At 71.3% G+C, this 20,181-nt stretch carries 11 protein-coding genes; 5 read left to right on the top strand and 6 right to left on the bottom strand.

The genetic code is table 11. The features are described 5' to 3' along the window. Positions 1-270: 270 nt before the first annotated feature. The 4 genes from glgB to ABT123_RS07245 all read right to left on the bottom strand — a co-directional run bounded on the left by glgB (position 271) and on the right by ABT123_RS07245 (position 7,943). Complete coding sequence (gene glgB, locus ABT123_RS07260) at positions 271-2,610, bottom strand: 1,4-alpha-glucan branching enzyme (RefSeq protein ID WP_351310678.1); 2,340 nt, start codon at positions 2,608-2,610, stop codon at positions 271-273. Further along, positions 2,607-4,061: a maltokinase N-terminal cap-like domain-containing protein gene (locus ABT123_RS07255; RefSeq protein WP_502970895.1), complete on the bottom strand. Its 1,455-nt coding sequence runs from the start codon at positions 4,059-4,061 to the stop codon at positions 2,607-2,609. Before ABT123_RS07255 ends, glgB begins: the two co-directional genes overlap by 4 nt. 202 nt (positions 4,062-4,263) lie before the next feature. After that, the gene (gene treS, locus ABT123_RS07250) at positions 4,264-5,958 is read right to left on the bottom strand and encodes a maltose alpha-D-glucosyltransferase (RefSeq protein WP_351310676.1); all 1,695 of its coding nucleotides are present in this window, start codon (positions 5,956-5,958) and stop codon (positions 4,264-4,266) included. Then, a complete protein-coding gene (locus ABT123_RS07245; RefSeq protein ID WP_351310675.1) occupies positions 5,955-7,943 on the bottom strand; it encodes an alpha-1,4-glucan--maltose-1-phosphate maltosyltransferase in 1,989 nt (662 codons plus the stop codon). The genes treS and ABT123_RS07245 overlap by 4 nt, the downstream gene beginning before the upstream one ends. Before the next feature lie 548 nt (positions 7,944-8,491). Here ABT123_RS07245 and glgP point away from each other — a divergent pair. From glgP to ABT123_RS07230, 3 genes are all read left to right on the top strand, one after another. Next, entirely contained in the window at positions 8,492-11,143 is a 2,652-nt protein-coding gene (gene glgP, locus ABT123_RS07240) for an alpha-glucan family phosphorylase (RefSeq protein ID WP_351310673.1), read from the top strand. 201 nt (positions 11,144-11,344) lie between these two features. Beyond that, a complete protein-coding gene (locus tag ABT123_RS07235; RefSeq protein ID WP_351310671.1) occupies positions 11,345-12,880 on the top strand; it encodes an MFS transporter in 1,536 nt (511 codons plus the stop codon). 113 nt (positions 12,881-12,993) lie between these two features. Beyond that, on the top strand, positions 12,994-13,620 hold the full coding sequence (locus ABT123_RS07230) for a hypothetical protein (RefSeq protein WP_351310670.1): 627 nt from the start codon (positions 12,994-12,996) through the stop codon (positions 13,618-13,620). 80 nt (positions 13,621-13,700) lie between these two features. On the opposite strand, the gene ABT123_RS07225 is transcribed toward ABT123_RS07230, so the two are convergent. Next, positions 13,701-15,968 (bottom strand): M4 family metallopeptidase, encoded by a 2,268-nt coding sequence (locus tag ABT123_RS07225; protein WP_351310668.1) that lies wholly within the window; start codon positions 15,966-15,968, stop codon positions 13,701-13,703. 381 nt (positions 15,969-16,349) lie between these two features. Here ABT123_RS07225 and ABT123_RS07220 point away from each other — a divergent pair, with 381 nt between their 5' ends. After that, positions 16,350-17,825, top strand: coding sequence for a sugar transferase (locus ABT123_RS07220; RefSeq protein ID WP_351310666.1), 1,476 nt, complete (start codon positions 16,350-16,352; stop codon positions 17,823-17,825). Between the two features lie 17 nt (positions 17,826-17,842). On the opposite strand, the gene ABT123_RS07215 is transcribed toward ABT123_RS07220, so the two are convergent. Then, the gene (locus ABT123_RS07215) at positions 17,843-18,790 is read right to left on the bottom strand and encodes a GDP-L-fucose synthase family protein (protein WP_351310664.1); all 948 of its coding nucleotides are present in this window, start codon (positions 18,788-18,790) and stop codon (positions 17,843-17,845) included. Positions 18,791-19,043: 253 nt separating this feature from the next. Here ABT123_RS07215 and gmd point away from each other — a divergent pair, with 253 nt between their 5' ends. After that, positions 19,044-20,057, top strand: coding sequence for a GDP-mannose 4,6-dehydratase (gmd, locus tag ABT123_RS07210; protein ID WP_351310662.1), 1,014 nt, complete (start codon positions 19,044-19,046; stop codon positions 20,055-20,057). Positions 20,058-20,181: the final 124 nt, after the last annotated feature.

The following is a 20,181-nucleotide window of genomic DNA, read 5'->3' as shown; positions in this document are numbered from 1 at the left end:
AGGCACACGGTAGAAGCGGCCGGGGGGTGCCGACTACAGGTTGTTCAACCAAGCTCACAACTCGTAGGAATCTCCTACGGCGCTCGGGGCTTTGGTCCGTTTTTCCCGTGACCGTCCGGTAAGAGGAGTGCTCACCTTTCCGGTCACCTTAGCGATACGTACCACGTGACCTGCACCACACCCCCGGTCGCGGCGTGAACCGGACCCCCGGCGGACACGTGATCCCTCCGGGGGCCCTCGCGCACGGGGGTGGCGAGGGCCCCCGCCGCATCAGGGACGCAGCCAGACCGTCGCCAGTGGCGGCAGGGTCATTCGCAGGCTGGCCGCCCGCCCGTGCGCCGGCACCCGCTCGGGCACCAGCGGCCCGCTCCCCGGACCGCCGCAGTGCACCCCGCTGCCCCCGTACCGCCGGGCATCGGTGTTGAGCACCTCCCGCCAGGCCGGCACGTCCTCGGGCACCCCCAGCCGGTAGCCGTGCCGCACCACCGGCGAGAAGTTACACACCGCCAGCAGCGGAGTGCCGTCCGCCGCGTACCGCAGGAAGGCGAAGACGTTGTCCTCCGCGGCGTCCGAGTCCACCCAGGAGAACCCGTCCGGCACGGTGTCCCGCTCCCACAGCGCCGGCGTCTCGGCGTACGTCCGGTTCAGATCCCCGACCAGGGTCCGCACCCCGTGGTGGTCGCCCGCCGCCGAGTAGGTGGAGTCCAGCAGCCACCAGTCCGGCCCATGCGACTCCGACCACTCGGCGCCCTGCGCGAACTCCTGCCCCATGAACAGCAGCTGCTTGCCCGGATGGGCCCACATGTAACCGAGGTATGCCCGGTGGCCGGCCCGCTGCTGCCACCAGTCCCCGGGCATCTTCGACACCAGCGCCTGCTTGCCGTGCACCACCTCGTCGTGCGAGATCGGCAGCACGTAGTTCTCGCTGTACGCGTAGACCATCCCGAAGGTCATGTCGTGGTGGTGGTACTTGCGGTGCACCGGCTCCTTCGACATGTAGCGGAGGGTGTCGTGCATCCAGCCCATGTTCCACTTCAGCCCGAAGCCGAGGCCGCCGGCGTCCGTCGGCCGGGTCACCCCGTCCCAGGCGGTGGACTCCTCCGCGATGGTCACCACCCCCGGGCAGCGCCGGTACACGGTGGCGTTCATCTCCTGCAGGAACTTCACCGCGTCCCAGTTCTCCCGGCCGCCGTGCTCGTTCGGCACCCACTCGCCCTCGTTGCGCGAGTAGTCCAGGTAAAGCATCGAGGCCACCGCGTCCACCCGGATCCCGTCCACATGGAACTCCTGGCCCCAGTAGACCGCGTTCGCCACCAGGAAGTTACGGACCTCCTTGCGCCCGTAGTCGAACTCCAGCGTTCCCCAGTCCGGGTGCGCGGACCGCCGCGGGTCCTGGTGCTCGTACAGCGGCCGGCCATCGAACTCGGCCAGGGCCCAGGAGTCCCGCGGGAAGTGGGCCGGCACCCAGTCGACGATCACGCCGATGCCGGCCGCGTGCAGCGCGTCCACCAGGAAGCGGAAGTCGTCCGGGGAGCCCATCCGGGAGGTCGGCGCATAGAACCCGGTCACCTGGTAGCCCCAGGAACCCCCGAAGGGGTGCTCGGCCACCGGCATCAGCTCCACATGGGTGAAGCCGAGCTCCCGGACATACGCCGGCAGCTGGGCGGCCAGCTGCCGGTACGTCAGCCCGGGCCGCCAGGAGGCCAGATGCACCTCGTACACCGAGAACGGCGACTGGTGCGGCGGCCGTTCCCCGCGCCGCGCCATCCACTCGGCGTCCTGCCACTCGTACGAACTCGCCGTCACCACCGAGGCGGTGGCCGGCGGGACCTCGGCCTGCCGGGCCATCGGGTCCGCCCGCAGGGTGTGGCCGCCGTCGGGCCCGGCGATGTCGAACTTGTACAGAGCCCCCTCCCCGATGCCGGGCAGGAACAGCTCCCACACCCCGCTCGCACCCAGCGACCGCATCGGATGGGCCACCGCGTTCCAGTACGAGAAGTCCCCGGTGACCCGCACCCCCTGGGCATTCGGCGCCCACACCGTGAACCGGGTGCCGGCCACCCCCTGGTGCTCCATCGGCACCGCGCCCAGCGCGGTCCACAGCTCCTCGTGCCGGCCCTCGCCGATCAGGTGCAGGTCCAGCTCCCCGAGGGCCGGCAGGAACCGGTACGGGTCGTGCACCTCGATCTCGTCGCCGTCGTAGGCCACCAGCAGCCGGTAGTCCGGCACCTCGGTGAGCGGCAGCAGCCCGGAGAACAGCCCGTCCCCGTCGTCGTGCAGCTCGGTCCGCAGGCCCTTGGCGACGATGGTCACCGTCTTGGCGTGCGGGCGCAGGGCCCGGACCGCCACCCCGCCCCGCAGGGTGCGGGCACCCAGGACGCCGTGCGGGTCGTGGTGCCGGCCCTCCAGGAGCCGGGCCCGTTCCTCCGCGGGGAGCGCGGGTGCGGGCCGCACCCCGTGCGCGGGCGCCCGGCGGGCGCGTGGGGTGCGGGGCTTCTTCCGTACGGCGCTTTCCCGTACGGCGCTTTCCTGTACAGGGCCTTCCCGTACAGGAAGGTCCTGTACGGGAACGGGCGGGGACGGCGGCGACGGCTGACGGGCGGCGCTCACGTGTGCGGCCTCCTAGGCGGCTGCGGGCGGGGGTGGGGGGAGGGTGCAGGCGCCCGCTTGGCGGGTGGGCGCTCACGGGCGGAGAGGCGGCGGATGGCCGCCATCGGGACGTGCAGCCAGTCCGGGCGGTGCCGGGACTCGTACCGGGCCTCGTACACGGCCTTGTCGGTCTCGTACGCGCGGAGCAGTACCGGGTCCTCGCGGGGGTCGCGGCCGGTGGTCCGGGCGTAGCCCTCGCAGAAGGCGGCCCGGCAGCCGTCCGACCAGTCCGGGGCGAACGGCTGGTGGGAGCGGGCGGCGTAGTCGAAGCTGCGCAGCATGCCGGCGATATCGCGGACGGCCGGCTCGGGGCGGCGCCGCTCGGCCAGCGGCCGGGCCGGCTCGCCCTCGAAGTCGATCAGCGACCAGCTGCCGTCGGCGGTGCGCAGGGTCTGGCCCAGGTGCAGGTCCCCGTGGATGCGCTGGGCCGGCACGGCCAGCCCGCGGGAGGACCCCAGGGCGTCGAAGGCCGCCTGCAGCCCCGGTTCGAAGGGGCGCAGGGCCGGCACCTCGCGGACCGTGGCGGCCAGCCGGGCGGTCATCCCGGCCGCCAGCCGGGCGGTCCGCTCCGGGTCCAGGGCCACCGTCGGCAGGGCGTCCGCGAGGGCGCTGTGCACCTCGGCGGTGGCCCGGCCCAGGGCGTGGGCCTCGGTGGTGAAGTCGGCGCCGGCGGCCAGCCGGCGCAGGGCCAGCTGCCAGCCGTCGTCGGAGCCCCGGAGGTAGGGCTGGAGCACGCCCAGAGTGAGCGATTCGGCACCGGGCAGCTCCGCCTCGTACCAGGCGACCGGGGCCGGCACCCGGGCGCAGCCGGCGGCGGCCAGGGCCCGGGGCAGCTCCAGGTCCGGGTTGACCCCGGGTCCCACTCGTCTGAACACCTTGAGGATGTACGAATCCCCGTAGATCAGCGAGGAGTTGGTCTGCTCTCCGGAGATCGGGCGGGGGGCCAGGGCGGCCGGGATCAGGGCCGTGCGGTCCCGGTCGAACCGCAGCGGGCCGAGGGTGCCGGGGGCGCGGAGCCGTTCCAGCAGCAGCGAGGCGAGCCGGGGGTCGCCCAGCCCCTCGTACACGAACTGGCCGGCGTACGGCCCTTCCTCCGCCCGCCCGATCAGCGCGGGTGCCAGGGCCGGCGGCAGGGCGGGGCGGACCCCGAGCAGCAGCTGGTAGCAGGAGGTGGTGCCGTCGGCCGACTCCACGTCCACCAGCAGGTGCAGCAGTCCGGGTACCACGCGGGGCGGCAGCAGGTCCGCCGCCGACACGAGGTGGACCCGGATGATCTCGCGCCCTTTGCCGGCGAACCAGCGCTGCCGGGGCAGCCAGGCGCGGAGCATGGGCTCCAGCGGGCCGAGCCGGTCGGCCGCGAGGCGGCCGTGGCCGCCCTGGCGTCGGCTCCGGGCGGATGCAGCCTCCGACATGGCGTCGCGTCCTTTCCCCGGGCCGTCACAGAATGCGCAGAGTGTCCCGGATCGCGCCATTTTGCTGTCCGGCGGTGGGTGAGTGTCGGGTCAGGATGGTCCGTACTGGGGCGGCGATTGACCCATTCGCCGCCGACGGCCGTGCACTTGATGAGGTCGGGCGGCACGGGCGCGGGTGGGCGCCGGTACCGCCCGGCCGGGCCTACTCCCCGCGCAGGCGGAACCAGTAGAAGCCGTGCCCTGCCAGGGTCAGCAGGTACGGCCACTCGCCGATCGGCGGGAAGCGCACATCACCCGTGAGCTCCACCGGGACCCGCCCGTTGAACGACCTCAGGTCCAGCTCGGTCGGCTGCGCGAAGCGGGAGAAATTGTGCACGCACAGCACGAGGTCGTCGCCGTACTCGCGGAGGAAGGCGAGCACCGCCGGATTGGACGAGGGCAGTTCGGTGTACGAACCGAGACCGAAGGCCGGGTTGGCCTTGCGGACCTCGATCAGCCGCCGGGTCCAGTGCAGCAGCGAGGAGGGCGAGGACATCGCGGCCTCGACATTGGTGACCTGATACCCGTAGACCGGGTCCATGATGACCGGCAGGTTGAGCCTGCCCGGATCGCAGGAGGAGAAACCGGCGTTGCGGTCCGGGGTCCACTGCATCGGGGTGCGGACGCCGTCCCGGTCGCCGAGCCAGATGTTGTCGCCCATGCCGATCTCGTCGCCGTAGTAGAGGATCGGCGATCCGGGCAGGGACAGCAGCAGGGCGGTGAACAGCTCGATCTGGTGCCGGTCGTTGTCGAGCAGCGGGGCGAGCCGGCGCCGGATGCCGATGTTGGCGCGCATCCGGGGGTCCTTGGCGTACTCGGCGTACATGTAGTCGCGCTCTTCGTCCGTGACCATCTCGAGGGTCAGCTCGTCGTGGTTGCGGAGGAAGATGCCCCACTGGCAGCTGGCCGGGATCTCCGGCGTCTTGGCGAGGATCTCGGAGACCGGGTACCGGCTCTCTCTTCGCACCGCCATGAAGATGCGCGGCATCACCGGGAAGTGGAACGCCATGTGGCATTCGTCCCCGCCCTTGGCGTAGTCCCCGAAGTAGTCGACCACGTCCTCGGGCCACTGGTTGGCCTCGGCGAGCAGCACCGTGTCGGGGTAGTGCGCGTCGATCTCCGCCCGTACCCGCTTGAGGAGTTCGTGGGTGCGGGGGAGGTTCTCGCAGTTGGTGCCCTCCTCCGCGTAGAGGTAGGGGACGGCGTCCAGCCGGAATCCGTCGATGCCGAGGTCCAGCCAGAACCGGAGGGCGGAGACGATCTCCTCGACGACTGCGGGGTTCTCGTAGTTGAGGTCCGGCTGGTGGGAGAAGAACCGGTGCCAGTAGTACTGCTTGCGGACCGGGTCGTACGTCCAGTTCGAGGTCTCGGTGTCGATGAAGATGATCCGGGCGTCCTGGTACTGCTTGTCGTTGTCGGCCCACATGTAGTAGTCGCCGTACGGCCCGTCCGGGTCCGTGCGGGACTGCTGGAACCACTCGTGCTGGTCGCTCGTGTGGTTCATCACGAAGTCGATGATCACCCGCATGCCGCGCTGGTGGGCGGCGTCCACGAACTCGACGAAGTCGGCGAGGTCCCCGAACTCGGGCAGGACGGAGGTGTAGTCGGAGACGTCGTAGCCGCCGTCCCGCAGGGGTGAGGCGAAGAACGGCGGCAGCCAGAGGCAGTCGATGCCGAGCCACTGGAGATAGTCCAGTTTGGCGGTGAGCCCCTTGAGGTCTCCCACCCCGTCCCCGTTGCTGTCGTGGAAGGAGCGGACGAGGACCTCGTAGAAGACCGCCCGCTTGAACCAGTCGGGATCTCGGTCCTTGGCGGGGGTGTCCTCGAAAGTGTCGTGGACGGGATCGTTGATCATCATGTGGTGGGTGACCCTCCGGTGGGCGGGGACGGTCGCAGGGCGGTCAGCACATGCGCGGGCGTTCGGCCCGGCTCCAGACGCACGTAATTCGCCCTGCCCCAGTGGTAGGTCTCGCCGGTGAGCTCGTCGCGCACCGCGAGGGACCCGTGCCATTCGAGGCCGAGTACCGGCATGTCCAACGAGACCGTCGCCTCCTGGGTGTGGTGCGGATCGAGGTTGACGACCACCAGTACGGAATTTGTGCCGCAGTGCTTCGAATAGGCGATCACCCGGTCGTTGTCGGTCGTGTGGAAATGGATGTCGCGCAGCTGCTGGAGGGCGGGGTTGCGGCGGCGCAGCCGGTTCAGCGAGGTGATCAGCGGGGCGATGGTCCGCCCCTCCCGGTCGGCAGCCGCCCAGTCCCGTGGCTTGAACTGGTACTTCTCGGAATCCAGGTACTCCTCGCTGCCCTCGCGGAGCGGGGTGTTCTCGCACAGCTCGTAGCCCGCGTAGATCCCCCAGGTGGGTGACAGCGTGGCGGCCAGCACGGCGCGCACCTCGAAGGCGGGCCGGCCGCCGGTCTGCAGGTACTCGTGCAGGATGTCCGGCGTGTTGACGAAGAAATTGGGCCGCATGACCGAGGCGGATTCACCCGAGAGCTCCTGGAGGTACTCGGTGAGCTCGTCCTTGGTGTTCCGCCAGGTGAAGTAGGTGTACGACTGCTGGAAGCCGACGGCCGCCAGCGCGCGCATCATGGCGGGCCGGGTGAAGGCCTCGGCCAGGAAGATCACGTCGGGGTCGGTCTTCCCGATCTCCCCGAGCACCTTCTCCCAGAACACCACCGGCTTGGTGTGCGGATTGTCGACCCGGAAGATGCGGACCCCGTGGTCCATCCAGTGCCGCAGCACCCGCACCGTTTCGGCCACGATGCCGGCCATGTCGGTGTCGAAGTGCACGGGGTAGATGTCCTGGTACTTCTTCGGCGGGTTCTCGGCGTACGCGATGGTCCCGTCGGCCCGGTGCCGGAACCACTCGGGGTGCTTCTCCACCCACGGGTGGTCCGGGGAGCACTGCAGGGCGAAGTCGAGCGCCACCTCGATGCGCAGCTCGCGGGCCCGCCGGACGAACTCGTCGAAGTCCTCGATGGTGCCGAGGTCGGGGTGCACCGCATCGTGTCCGCCCTCCGGCGACCCGATGGCCCACGGCACCCCCGGGTCCCAACTGACCGCCGAAAGCGAGTTGTTGGCCCCCTTGCGGAAGGTGGTCCCGATCGGGTGGATCGGCGGCAGGTAGACCACGTCGAAGCCCATCGCGGCGATCGCGGGCAGCCGCTCGGCGGCGGTCCTGAAGGTGCCGCTGACCGGGGGCTTCCCCTCCTCGACGACCGCGCCCTCCGAACGGGGGAACAGCTCGTACCAGGACCCGAACAGCGCCCGCTTCCGCTCGACCAGCAGGGGCACCGGCTTCGAGGCGGTCACCAGCTCCCGGTAGGGGCGGCGGGCGAAGGCCGCGTCCACCCGGGGATCGAGGGCCGCCCGGAGCCGCCGGCCGGGATCGCCCTCCCCGCGCATCAGGTCGGCGGCGGCCAGCACCGCTTCCCGGCCGTCCTTCTTGGGAATCCGGGCGGCGGCCCGTTCGTACAGCTCGGCCCCCTCCAGGAGCATCAGCTCCGTGTCGATCCCGGCCGGAATCTTGATCAGCGCATGGGCCCGCCAGGTCGCGACGGGATCGCTCCATGCCTCGACGGCGTACGTCCACCTCCCCTCGGTGTCCGCGGACACCCTGGCCCCCCACCGGTCGGTGCCGGGGGCCAGCTCCGCCATCGGGACGGGCGTTCGCAGCCGACCCTTGGGATCCCTCAGCAGCAGCTGGGCGGCGACCGCGTCGTGGCCTTCGCGGAAGACGGTGGCGGAAATCTCGATTACCTCGTCCACGACCGCCTTGGCGGCTCTGGCACCGCAGTCGACGGCAGGGCGGACGTCCAGCACGGGAATGCGACCGATCATGATGGGATCACCTGGGGGAGGTTCGCAGGGCTCGGTGACAACAGCTCCGCCGGTCCGGCCGGCGGCTCAGCAGGTTGTGCACGCTCTGTTCGCTCTGTTTCTAGCCGCTCCGTGGACGGCTGGGCTGCGGGCATGGCCGCTCCTGTCCGCGTTCACTCGGGTGGCGGGGAGAGGTGGAGTGCGGGTTTGCCGTGCGCGGTACCCGGGGAGCCCTTCCCACTCTCGGCCCGGACAACCGTCGCGGTTGGTTAACTACTCGTATCTGGCCGCACGCGCAAGGTGATCGACCGGCTCGGCATTCACCGCGGCTTCGTCAAGTCGAGCCACACCCACGGCACTCGGAAGAGTTGGCCCCGAATCGGCCGATGCCGTCCACAGGGTTATCGGCCAACGTGCCACCGACGCCGATGCGGACGCCGCCGGGCCCGGGCCGGGGCGAGGCGCCATGGTCGTGGGGGAGGGGCGGCGCTAGCCTTCCGGGGGTGATGACCGGGTGCACAGCGTGGTGCGTCCGCTTCGATCCGTAAACGCCTGCGAAGGTGGAACGTGTGAAGGCTATCCGTCGATTCACCGTGCGCCCCGTCCTTCCGGAAGCCCTGCTTCCGCTCGCCTCGCTCGCGCGCAATCTGCGCTGGTCCTGGCATGCCGAGACCCGAGAACTCTTCCAAAGCGTCGATCCCGAGGGCTGGCAGGCCGCCGGCGGGGATCCCGTCCGGCTGCTCGGGGCCGTTTCCGACCACCGTCTGCAAGAACTCACCCGGGACCGGAGGTTCCTGCGGCGGCTCGCCGCCGCAGCCGCCGAGCTCGACGACTACCTGAACGGCGAGAGGTGGTACCAGTCGCAGCAGCCGCCCCAGCCCGCCGGACAGCTGCCCGCCGCCGTCGCCTACTTCTCACCCGAGTTCGGCATCACCGCCGCCCTCCCGCAGTACTCCGGCGGCCTCGGCATCCTCGCCGGGGACCACCTCAAGGCCGCCAGCGACCTCGGTGTCCCCCTCATCGGGGTCGGCCTGCTCTACCGGCACGGGTACTTCCGCCAGTCCCTCTCCCGGGAGGGCTGGCAGCAGGAGCACTACCCCGTGCTCGACCCCAACGAGCTGCCCGTCTCCCTCCTCCGGGACCACGACGGCGCCCCGGCCCGGATCTCGCTCACCCTCCCCGGCGGCCGGGCCCTGCACGCCCACATCTGGCAGGCCCGGGTCGGCCGGGTCCCGCTGCTGCTCCTCGACTCCGATGTCGAGGACAACGACGCCGGCGCCCGGGAGGTGACCGACCGGCTCTACGGCGGCGGCAGCGACCACCGGCTGCTCCAGGAAATGCTGCTCGGCATCGGCGGGGTCCGGGCCGTGCGCACCTACTGCCGGATCACCGGGCACCCCGCACCCGAGGTGTTCCACACCAACGAGGGGCACGCCGGGTTCCTCGGACTCGAACGCATAAGGGAACTGGCCAAGGAGCACGGACTCGGGTTCGACGCCGCCGTGGAGGCGGTCCGCGCCGGAACCGTGTTCACCACCCACACCCCGGTGCCCGCCGGCATCGACCGGTTCGAACGCTCGCTCGTCGCCCGGCACTTCGGCGAGGGCGGCGAACTGGACGGGGTCCCCGTCGACCGGGTCCTGGGGCTGGGCGCCGAGACCTACCCCGGGGGCGACCCCGGCGTGTTCAACATGGCCGTGATGGGACTCCGGCTCGCCCAGCGGGCCAACGGGGTCTCCACCCTGCACGGAGCCGTGTCGCGCGAGATGTTCGCGGGACTGTGGCCGGGATTCGACCCCGCGGACGTGCCCATCACCTCCGTCACCAACGGCGTGCACGCCCCGACCTGGGTGGCGCCCGAGGTCATGCGGCTGGGCGCCCGGCAGATCGGGGCCGGCCGGACCGAGGACGCCCTGTCCGTCGGCGGATCCCAGCGCTGGGACGCCGTCGCCGACATCCCCGACCAGGACGTCTGGGACCTGCGCCGGGCGCTGCGCGAACAGCTCGTCCAGGAGGTGCGCGACCGGCTGCGGGCCTCCTGGCGGCAGCGCGGTGCCGGGGCCGCCGAGCTCGGCTGGGTGGACTCGGTGCTCGACCCCGACGTGCTCACCATCGGCTTCGCCCGCCGGGTGCCCTCGTACAAGCGGCTCACCCTGATGCTCCGCGACCCGGAACGGCTGCGCAGGCTGCTGCTCGACCCCGAACGACCGGTGCAGATCGTGGTGGCCGGCAAGGCGCATCCCGCCGACGACGGTGGCAAGCGCCTCGTCCAGGAACTGGTGCGGTTCGCCGACGACCCGCAGGTCCGGCACCGGATCGTCTTCCTGCCCGACTACGGCATGGCCATGGCGCAGAAGCTCTACCCGGGCTGCGACGTCTGGCTGAACAATCCGCTCCGGCCGCTGGAGGCCTGCGGCACCAGCGGGATGAAGGCCGCCCTCAACGGCTGCCTCAACCTGTCCGTACTGGACGGCTGGTGGGACGAATGGTTCGAGCCGGACTTCGGCTGGGCCATCCCCACCGCCGACGACGGCACCGACGAGGAGCGGCGCGACGACCTGGAGGCGGTCGCCCTCTACGAGCTGATCGAGCGGCGGGTCGCACCCCGCTTCTACGACCGGTCCGGCCCCGGCCGGCTGCCCTCGCGGTGGATCGAGATGGTCCGCCGGACCCTGGTGTCGCTCGGCCCGAAGGTGCTCGCCGGACGAATGGTCCGGGAGTACGTCGAGCGGCTCTACGCACCCGCCGCACTCGCCCACCGGGCCCTGACCGCGGCAGCCGCCCAGGACCTCGCCGCCTGGAAGAGCCGGGTCCGGGAGGTGTGGCCGCGGGTGTCCGTCGGCCATGTGGAGGCGCTCGCCACCACCCCGGTGAACGGCACCGCCGAACTCGGCGCCACGCTCACCCTGCGGGTGCAGGTGGACCTCGCCGCCCTGAGCCCCGAGGAGGTGGAGGTCCAGGCCCTCGCCGGACGGGTGGACGCCCACGATGTGATCGCGGACGCCCGCACCTTCCCGCTGAAGCCGGCCTCCGGCCCGGACCTGGAGGGCCGCTGGCTGTACGAGGGGCCGCTCGCCCTGGACCGCACCGGGCCGTTCGGCTACACCGTGCGTATCCTGCCCACCCACCCGCTGCTGGCGACCCCGGCCGAACTGGGGCTGCTCGCGGCCCCGTCCGAGGCGGCCGGTGCGGCGGAGGGAGGCGCACTGCCGCTGCGCTGAGGCCGCGCCGAGCGGCGCACAGGGGGAGCGGGCGGGCGGCCGGGCGGACCGGCCGCCCGTTCCGTCCCGTGGCTGCTCCCGAGGCCGCCGCCATAGGCGGATTAGGGCGGGACTCGATCTCCGCATGGGGTACTGGGCGGTACACCCCCGGCCCGGAGCGTGCCGGCTGCGCGGGGCGCCGCACCCCGAAGGAGCCCGCCGATGCGCAAATGGCTGCCGCTGACCGCGGTCTGCCTCGGGGCGTTCATGCTGCTGGTGGACGTCACCATCGTCACCGTTGCCCTGCCCGAGATGGCGGACGGCCTGAACGGTTCGTTCGCCGGACTCCAGTGGGTCATGGACATCTACGCCCTGGCCCTGGCCGCCCTGCTGCTCGGGGCGGGCGCGCTCGCCGACCGGGCCGGGCGCCGCCGGGTCTACCTCGGCGGGCTGGGCCTGTTCGCGGCGGCCTCGCTGGCCTGCGGACTGGCCACCGGTGCCGGAGCGCTGATCGCCTTCCGGGCGGTGCAGGGCGCGGGCGGGGCGGCCATGTTCGCCACCACCATGGCCCTGCTGAGCTCCTCCTACCAAGGGCGGGACCGCGGGGTCGCGTTCGGCGTGTGGGGAGCGGTCAACGGCGCCGCCGCCGCGGCCGGTCCGATCATCGGGGGAGTGCTCACCGAACACCTGGGCTGGCGCTGGATCTTCTTCATCAACCTGCCGGTCTGCGCCCTCGCCGTGTACGTCACCCGCCGGGCCGTCGCCGAGTCCCGCGACCCGCACGGCCGTGCCAAGGGCCTGGACCTGCCCGGCACGGCCGCCTTCACCCTCGGTGCCGCCGCCCTGACCTACGCGCTTATCCGGGCCGGCGAGCACGGCTGGACGGAACCCGCCTCCCTCGGCCTGCTCGGCCTGGCCGTCCTCGCCCTCGCCGCCTTCGTGGCGGCCGAACTGCGCGGCGCCCACCCGATGCTGGACCTCTCGCTGTTCCGCGACCGCACCTTCACCGGGATCCTGCTGGGTGCCCTGCTGCTCTCGGGCGCGGCGTTCTCCTCCCTGCTGCAGGTCTCCCTCTGGCTCCAGTCGGCCGAGGGCATGGACCCGGTCGCGGCCGGGCTGGTGCTGGTACCGCTGAGCCTTGCGGCCTTCGCCGTCTCGGCGTTCGGCGGGCGGTGGCTGCACGGGCTGCCGCCCCGGCTGAGCGTGGGCGGCGGGCTGCTGCTGACCGGGGCGGGGGCGCTGCTCCAGGCCCTGATGCTGGATGCCGGGGACGGCTGGCCGGTGCTGCTGCCCGGGCTGGTGGTCGCGGGTCTGGGGGCGGGCCTGGCCGCGCCGGCCCTGGCCGCCACGGCGATGGCGGTGGTGCCGCCGGCCCGGGCGGGCATGGCCGGCGGCGCCCTGAACACCGCGCGGCAGCTGGGCAATGCGCTGGGCATCGCGGTGCTGGGCGCGGCCTTCCAGGCGGGTCTGGTGCGCGGGCTGACCGGGGCGGGCGCGGCGGATGCGCACGGCACGGCGCAGGCGCTGGCCGCCGGCCGGCCCGTCGAAGGCGCCGGGGCGGCCGGTCTGGCGCCGCTGGTGGACCCGGCCTTCGCGGCCGGACTGCGGGCCACTTTTGTGGTGTCGGGGGTGCTGGGGCTGCTCGGTGCGCTGGCCGTGCTGGTGCTCGTACGGACGGTCCCGGCGGCAACGCACCAGGGGCGTACGCCCGTTCGGTCGCGGGAGGGTGTGAGCACCGGTCCGGGACTCTCTGGGTGAACCTCCGAACGCCCCTGCGGGGAGAAACGTTTCACTTCTGTACTCCGCTTCTACGCTCCCTCCTGGATGCCAACCGGACCGGCACCCACCTCGCGGAAGAACGGAATCCCCCCATGCGTCTTCGCACCACCGCGGTCGCCTTCGCCGGCGCCTTCGCGCTCGTGCTCCCCGTCTCGGGCCAGGCCCTGGCCGACGGCGGCGACACCCTGAACTACGCCTTCTTCGACGACGGCAGAGAGCGGCGCGCACAGCTCAGGCCGGCCGGTGACAACACCTGCTACCTGCTGAACGGCACCAGTCGGCGCGAGCCGGCGGTGTCCGCGTTCAACGGCACGGACCGGGCGGCCCTGCTGTTCGACAACGACGGGTGCGCGGGGGACCCGGTCGCGGTGGCCGGACCGCACGAGAGCGTTTCCGACTTCGAGGCGGTCGCGGTCCGCTTCGAGCGGGTGCGCGACAAGGAGCGCCCGCCGCGGGAGGACGAGAACACCGGCGGCAACGGGGACGAGGTCGTTGACGAGGACGTCGACGACATGGAGGAGGCGGACAACAGCCGGGGCGATGAGCAGCCCCCCGCGGAGGAGGCTGCGGAGGAGCCCGCCGAGGTGATCGACGAGTCCAAGCCGGACGGGGCCGAAGAGGAGCCCGGCGAGGAAGAGCGGGCCGGGCACCACCCGGGCGGCGAGGCCGGGAAGGGCGAGCCCGACCTGTTCGACGTCATCTTCCGCGACATCCCCTGAGCCTGCCGATAGGTGCAGAACGGCCCGGGGAGGTGTGAGTCCCCGGGCCGCTCCGCGTTCTGTGGGTGGTGCCGGTGGTACTAGAAGGTGAGCTTCCAGCTGTTGATGTAGCCGGTGTCGATGCTGGCGAGGTCCGCGACGCGGAGCTTCCAGACACCGTTGGCGACCTCGGAGGAGGCGTTCACGGTGAAGCTCTGGACGATGTTGTCCGCGCTGCCACCCGTGCGGTTGCGCAGGTTGTAGACGGTGCCGTCGGGGGCGACCAGGTCGACCCGCAGGTCACCGACGTAGGTGTGGACGATGTTCACGTCCACCTTGAGGGTGCTCGGGGCGTTGCCCGAACGGGTCACCGTGATCGGGGACTCGACCGTCGAGTTGTCCGCGATCTGGTAGTCGGCCGTGTTCTCGAACACGTTCTGCTCCACGGTGCCGACGACCCAGGTGAAGGACGCCGTCCCGGTCTTGCTCTGCGAGTCGGTCACCGTGACGGTCACGTTGGACGTGCCGGCGGTGGTGGCCGTGCCCGAGATCAGGCCGGTGGAGGAGTTGATCGACAGCCCGGCCGGCAGGCCGGTCGCCGCGTAGCTCAGCGCACCCGGGTTGGTGCTGGTGGCCTGGACCTGCAGGCTCACCGCGGTGTTGATCTGGGTGTTCTGGTTGGCGATGGGCTGGACCGTCACACCGCTGACGATGCGCGGGCCGACGTTGACACCGGCCCAGGCGTTGGCGGCGTTGTTGTAGATGGTCGAGCCCTGGCCGTACAGGTCGGCGGCGGCCTGCAGGGTGGCCGTACGCGCGGCGGCGTAGTTGGTGTTGGACTTGAAGTAGCCCGCCGTCAGCGCGCGGAACCAGATCTTGGAGGCGGCGTCCCGGCCGATCGCGGTGACCGGGAGGCCGTCGGAGGTCGGCGAGTCGTAGCTCACGCCGTTGACGACCTTGGCGCCGGAGCCCTCGGAGGCCAGGTAGTACCAGTGGTTGGCCGGGCCCGAGGAGTAGTGGACGTCGATCGAGCCGATGCCGGAGTACCAGGCGTCCTTGGAGGAGCCGTCCTTGCTCGGCTTGTCCATGTAGCGCAGCGGCGTGCCGTTGCCCCGGATGTCGATCTTCTCGCCGACCAGGTAGTCGCCGACGTCCTGCGGGTTGTTGGCGTAGAACTCCACGGCCGCGGCCATGATGTCCGAGGTCGCCTCGTTCAGACCGCCGGGCTCACCGCTGTAGGTCATGTTGCCGGTGACCGAGGTGAGGCCGTGGGTCATCTCGTGCGCGGCCACGTCGGTGGAGGTGAGCGGCTTGTTGTTGCCCTCGCCGTCGCCGTAGGTCATGCAGAAGCAGGAGTCCTGCCAGAAGGCGTTGACGTACGCGTTGCCGTAGTGGACCCGGGAGTACGGGGCCACGCCGTCGTTGCGCAGGCCGTTGCGGCCGTGCACGTTCTTGTAGTAGTCCCAGGTGACGGCCGCACCGTAGTGGGCGTCCGCGCCGGCCGTCTCCAGGTTGGCGGGCTGGCCGTTGCCCCAGATGTCGTCCGGGCCGGAGAAGAGCGTCCCGGTGCCGGAGCTGCCCCGGTTGAGGTTGTACGTCTTGTGGGCGCCGCGGGCCGCGTCGGTCAGGGTGAAGTTGCTGCCCGACTGGCTGGTGCCCAGGGTCACCTGGCCGCTGTACATGGTGTTGCCGGTGCCGGTCTCGACGGCCTGCCACTCGGTGATCTTCGCGCCGGTCTTGGCGTCGGTGACCACGTGCAGCTCGTTCGGGGTGCCGTCGTGCTGGAGGCCGCCGACGACGGTCTCGTATGCGAGGACCGGCACGCCCTCGGCCGCCCAGATCACCTTGCGGGCGTTCTTCGCGGCCTTGGTGTCCTTCGAGCCCTCGGCCTTGGCGGCGGAGAGCGCCTGGCCCTCGGCCGCGGCCGGGGTGACGGTGGCGGTGGTGTCGGCGACCTTGATCTCGTGCTGGGTCGCCTTGGTGACGCTCTTGGTGACGCCGCCCTTGGCGTGGACCGTCAGGTCGCCGCCGAGGACCGGCAGCCCGCCGTAGGTCCGCTCGTAGGTGGTGTGCGTGGTGCCGTCCGCGTCCTTGACCACGTCACGGACGATCAGCTTTTCCTGGTTGCCGAGACCGAGAGCCCTGGCCGCCTGGGCGGTGGTGGAGTTCGCGTCGGCTATGAGCGTCGCACGCTCGGAGGGGCTGAGCTTGAGGGCGACCGCGCCCGGGTTGGGCTGGGCGGCCTGGCGGGCCTGCGACGCGGTGGCGTCGGCAGTGGCGGTCGTGGTCTGCATGCCGACGGCGAGCAGTGCCGCCGCGGCAATGAGAGCGCCGGCCGCGGTGGCGCGCCGATGGGGGGTGGGACTCAACGCAGACTCCTTCTGCAAGGGGGGTTCCGGACGGCTGGGTGGGCCTCCGGGCAGAACAGGGCTGTGCGCAGAACGGATCGAAGAGTGCCAGCTGCAGAGCCAACTGTCAGGGCCGCGTCAAAAGATTGGCCGGAAAGGGTCCGTTGTCCGAAGTGAAGGGTCCGATATCCGAACCGTTCACTTTCGTATGTGCCGTATGGCGCCCACAAACCGGAACCTGATCCGCCGGATGCTAACGAACGGACAACAAGAGACATGGTTGAGGCAAACGACGTTTACCGTACGGGTGTTTGTCGTACTGTTTCCCGGTGCGACTGAGTCCGTCGTTTGGGGAAGCCACGGGCACTCGCCTTTGTCATAGACCACGTGCCAGGGGGGCCCATGAGGCATGTCCGTATTCCTGCGCAAAGAGTGGCCAGAACGGCCCGGGAGTCGACTGTGCCGTCACGGCGCCTCGGCGACAAGGCCCGCTGGTACCTGCCTGCCGCGCTGACCGCCGACGTGCTCGGTGCCGCCGTACCGGTCGGCCTGGTCTTCGATGCCGCTCAGCAGGATCGTCCGCTCTTCTGCGCGGCAGGTGCGGCCGTTGCCTGGGTGGGGGTGCAGGCGCTCCGCCGGCGGTATGCCACCCGGGCGCTCGGAGAATCCCGGGGCGTGCTGCCCGTCGTCCATGACTGGCTGATTCTGATCGGTGTCCTGGCCGTGGCCCGGGCCGCGCTCGACGAGAGCACCCCGCGGCTGGCCGCGCTCGGTTCGCTGCTGCCCGCCCTCCTGATCACCGTCGCCTGCCACAAGCTGACCTACCGGCACCTGTCCGCCGCCCGCCGCGAGGCGCAGGCGGTCAGCCGGGTGCTGGTCGTCGGCGAACCCGGAGCGGCCGACGAGGTCACCGCGCACCTCGCCGCGCGGACCGACCACCCGTACGTGGTGGTGGGCGTGGTCCCGGTCGGTGCCGGCCCTCTCACCGGGGGCATACCGGTCGCGGCCCGGCTCGGCGACGAGATGCCCGAGGCTCCGGACGGCGATGCCGACTCGGTCATGGCCGCGGTCCACAGCCACCATGCCGACCTGGTCCTGGTCGTCCCCGGGACCCGGATCTCCGGGGAGCGGCTGCGCCGGGTGGCCTGGGCGCTGCACGACGCGGGACTGGAACTGGCGGTCTTCCCCGGCCTGGTGGAGGTCTCGGTCAAGCGCCTGGAGACCCTCTCGGCGGGCGGGCTCGCCGTGCTGCGGGTCGCGCCGCCGGTCCGGGGCGGGGTCCAGCCGGTGCTCAAGTCGGTGTTCGACCGGGCCGGCGCGGGTCTCGGACTGCTGGTCCTGGCCCCGGTCTTCCTGGGCGTCGTCGCCGCGATCCGGCTCGGCAGCGCGGGCCCGGCGTTCTACCGGCAGCGGCGCATAGGGCGGCACGGAGTGCCGTTCGTGATGTGGAAGTTCCGCACCATGGTGGTCGACGCCGACCGGCGCAAGGCGGACCTGGCGGGGGCCAACGAGAACGACGGCCTGATGTTCAAGATGCGCCGCGACCCCCGGGTGACCCGGGTGGGCCGGCTGCTGCGCCGCACCTCGCTGGACGAGCTGCCGCAGCTGCTGAACGTACTGACCGGGCACATGTCCCTGGTCGGTCCGCGTCCGCCGCTGCCCGAGGAGGTGGCGCAGTACGACCAGGTCGAGCTGCGGCGGCTGGCCGTACGGCCCGGGATGACCGGACTGTGGCAGATCAGCGGACGGTCTGATCTGTCCTGGGATGAAACCATTCAGCTGGATCTGCAGTACGTGGACAACTGGTCCTTCACCAGCGATGTCGACGTCATGGGCCGTACGTTCCGCGCCGTGGTGGACGGGCGCGGAGCGTACTGAGCGGACTCATGCCGAGCTCACTTCCCCGCGTCGAGCCACCAGCGGTAGGTCGAGGCGATGCCGTCCCGCAGCGGGATGCCCGGCTTCCAGCCGAGGGAGGTCAGCCGGCTGACGTCCAGCAGCTTGCGCGGGGTGCCGTCCGGCTTGGAGGTGTCCCAGGCCAGCCGGCCGCGGAAGCCGGTCACCTCGGCGACGGTCTCGGCGAGCTCCTTGATGGTGAGGTCCTCGCCGCAGCCGAGGTTCACCGGCTCGTCGCCGTCGTAGCTGTTCAGCAGCACCGCGCAGGCCGATGCCAGGTCGTCGACGTGCAGGAACTCCCGGCGGGGGGTGCCGGATCCCCACAGCACGACCTCCTCGCGGCCGGCCTCCGCGGCCTCGTGGAAGCGGCGGATCAGCGCGGGCAGGACGTGCGAGGTCTCCAGGTCGAAGTTGTCGCCCGGACCGTAGAGATTGGTCGGCATGGCCGAGATGTAGGAGGCGCCGTACTGCTTGCGGTACGACTGGACCTGCACGATGCCGGCGATCTTGGCGATCGCGTACGCCTCGTTGGTCGGCTCCAGCGGGCCGGTCAGCAGGGCGTCCTCGGGGATGGGCTGCGGGGCCAGCTTGGGGTAGATGCAGGAGGAGCCGAGGAACAGCAGCCGGCCCACGCCGGCGGCGTGGGCGCCGCCGATCACGCTGAGCTGGATCTGCAGGTTCTCCTCCAGGAACTGCACCGGGTAGCGGCTGTTGGCCATGATCCCGCCGACCTTGGCGGCGGCCAGCACGACGGCGTCCGGGCGGACCTCCTTCAGGAACGCGCCGGTTGCGGCGGCGTCCCGCAGGTCGAGCTCCGCACGGCTGCGGGTGATCACCTCGTGGCCGTCGGCGGTGAGCCGCCGGACGACCGCCGACCCGACGAGACCGCGGTGGCCGGCGACGAAGATGCGGGCGTGCGGGGGCAGGTACGACTCCGGATTTGTCATACCGCCGATAATGCCAGTGCCATCTGGCAGGACCACCTTTACCCCGGCCCGGCTGCGCCCCGCACCCGGCGCCTCCGGCCGGGCCCGCTCAAACGCCGCTCGGGCTGGGAATGCCACTGCGCGGCATCGGCCCCCGCCGGGCAGGGGGCAGCCCAGGCGTACCATGCGGGGATCCGCATGACCGCAGCGTTGCCGGGGCGCCGCCCCGGGACCGCACGACACGAACCACGACAACCCCCGGGGGGGAACCCGCATGAGCAAGACCGCGCTGATCACCGGCGTCACCGGGCAGGACGGCTCGTACCTGGCCGAGCTGCTGCTCTCCAAGGGCTACACGGTGCACGGCCTCGTGCGGCGCTCGTCCAGCTTCAACACCGAGCGGATCGACCACATCTACCAGGACCCGCAGACCGCCAACCGGTCCCTGGTCCTGCACCACGCCGACCTCTCCGACGGCGTGGCGCTGGTGAACCTGCTGCGTGACATACGCCCCGACGAGGTCTACAACCTGGGCGCCCAGTCCCATGTCCGGGTCTCCTTCGACGCCCCGCTCTACACGGGTGACGTCACCGGCCTCGGCGCGCTCCGGCTGCTGGAGGCCATCCGGGCCAGCGGCGTGGACACCCGGATCTACCAGGCCTCGTCCTCCGAGATGTTCGGCTCCACCCCGCCGCCGCAGAACGAGCAGACCCCGTTCCACCCGCGCAGCCCGTACGGCGCCGCGAAGGTCTTCGCGTACTGGACCACGGTGAACTACCGCGAGGCCTACGACATGTTCGCGGTCAACGGCATCCTCTTCAACCACGAGTCCCCGCGCCGCGGCGAGACCTTCGTGACCCGCAAGATCACCCGCGCGGTGGCCCGGATCAAGGCCGGCCTCCAGGAGAAGCTGTACCTCGGCAACCTCGACGCCGTCCGCGACTGGGGCTACGCCCCCGAGTACGTGGACGCCATGTGGCGGATGCTCCAGCAGGACGAGCCCACCGACTACGTGGTCGCCACCGGCGTCGCCGCGACCGTCCGCCAGTTCGTCGAGTCCTCCTTCTCGCACGCCGGTCTCGACTGGAACGAGCACGTGCGCTACGACCCCAAGTACGAGCGCCCCAGCGAGGTCGACGCCCTCATCGGCGACGCGAGCAAGGCGCAGGAGCTGCTCGGCTGGAAGCCGACGGTCCTGGTCGAGGAACTGGCCCGGATCATGGTCGACGCGGACATCCGCCAGGTCGAGGACCAGCTCGCCGGAGTGACCGTCCGGATCGACCGCTGAGGCCTCTGCGTTACTGCAGGTACCTTACGATTTACCTGTCCTGGTCAACTCCCACCGGGGATGACCAGGACAAACTCCGCCGTATGTCCGCAGCACACCCTTCGCGCCGGACCCGTTGATTCCA

Source organism: Streptomyces sp. NPDC002054, assembly GCF_040296685.1.
GTDB lineage: Bacteria > Actinomycetota > Actinomycetes > Streptomycetales > Streptomycetaceae > Streptomyces.
This window is presented reverse-complemented; position numbering and strand designations above follow the sequence as displayed.

Excerpts from the sequence above, each read along its gene's own strand:
- ABT123_RS07255 (WP_502970895.1), bottom strand. The coding sequence starts at position 4,061 with ATGTCGGAGGCTGCATCCGCCCGGAGCCGACGCCAGGGCGGCCACGGC.
- treS (WP_351310676.1), bottom strand. The coding sequence starts at position 5,958 with ATGATGATCAACGATCCCGTCCACGACACTTTCGAGGACACCCCCGCC.
- ABT123_RS07245 (WP_351310675.1), bottom strand. The coding sequence starts at position 7,943 with ATGATCGGTCGCATTCCCGTGCTGGACGTCCGCCCTGCCGTCGACTGC.
- ABT123_RS07235 (WP_351310671.1), top strand. The coding sequence starts at position 11,345 with ATGCGCAAATGGCTGCCGCTGACCGCGGTCTGCCTCGGGGCGTTCATG.
- ABT123_RS07230 (WP_351310670.1), top strand. The coding sequence starts at position 12,994 with ATGCGTCTTCGCACCACCGCGGTCGCCTTCGCCGGCGCCTTCGCGCTC.
- ABT123_RS07220 (WP_351310666.1), top strand. The coding sequence starts at position 16,350 with ATGAGGCATGTCCGTATTCCTGCGCAAAGAGTGGCCAGAACGGCCCGG.
- ABT123_RS07215 (WP_351310664.1), bottom strand. The coding sequence starts at position 18,790 with ATGACAAATCCGGAGTCGTACCTGCCCCCGCACGCCCGCATCTTCGTC.
- gmd (WP_351310662.1), top strand. The coding sequence starts at position 19,044 with ATGAGCAAGACCGCGCTGATCACCGGCGTCACCGGGCAGGACGGCTCG.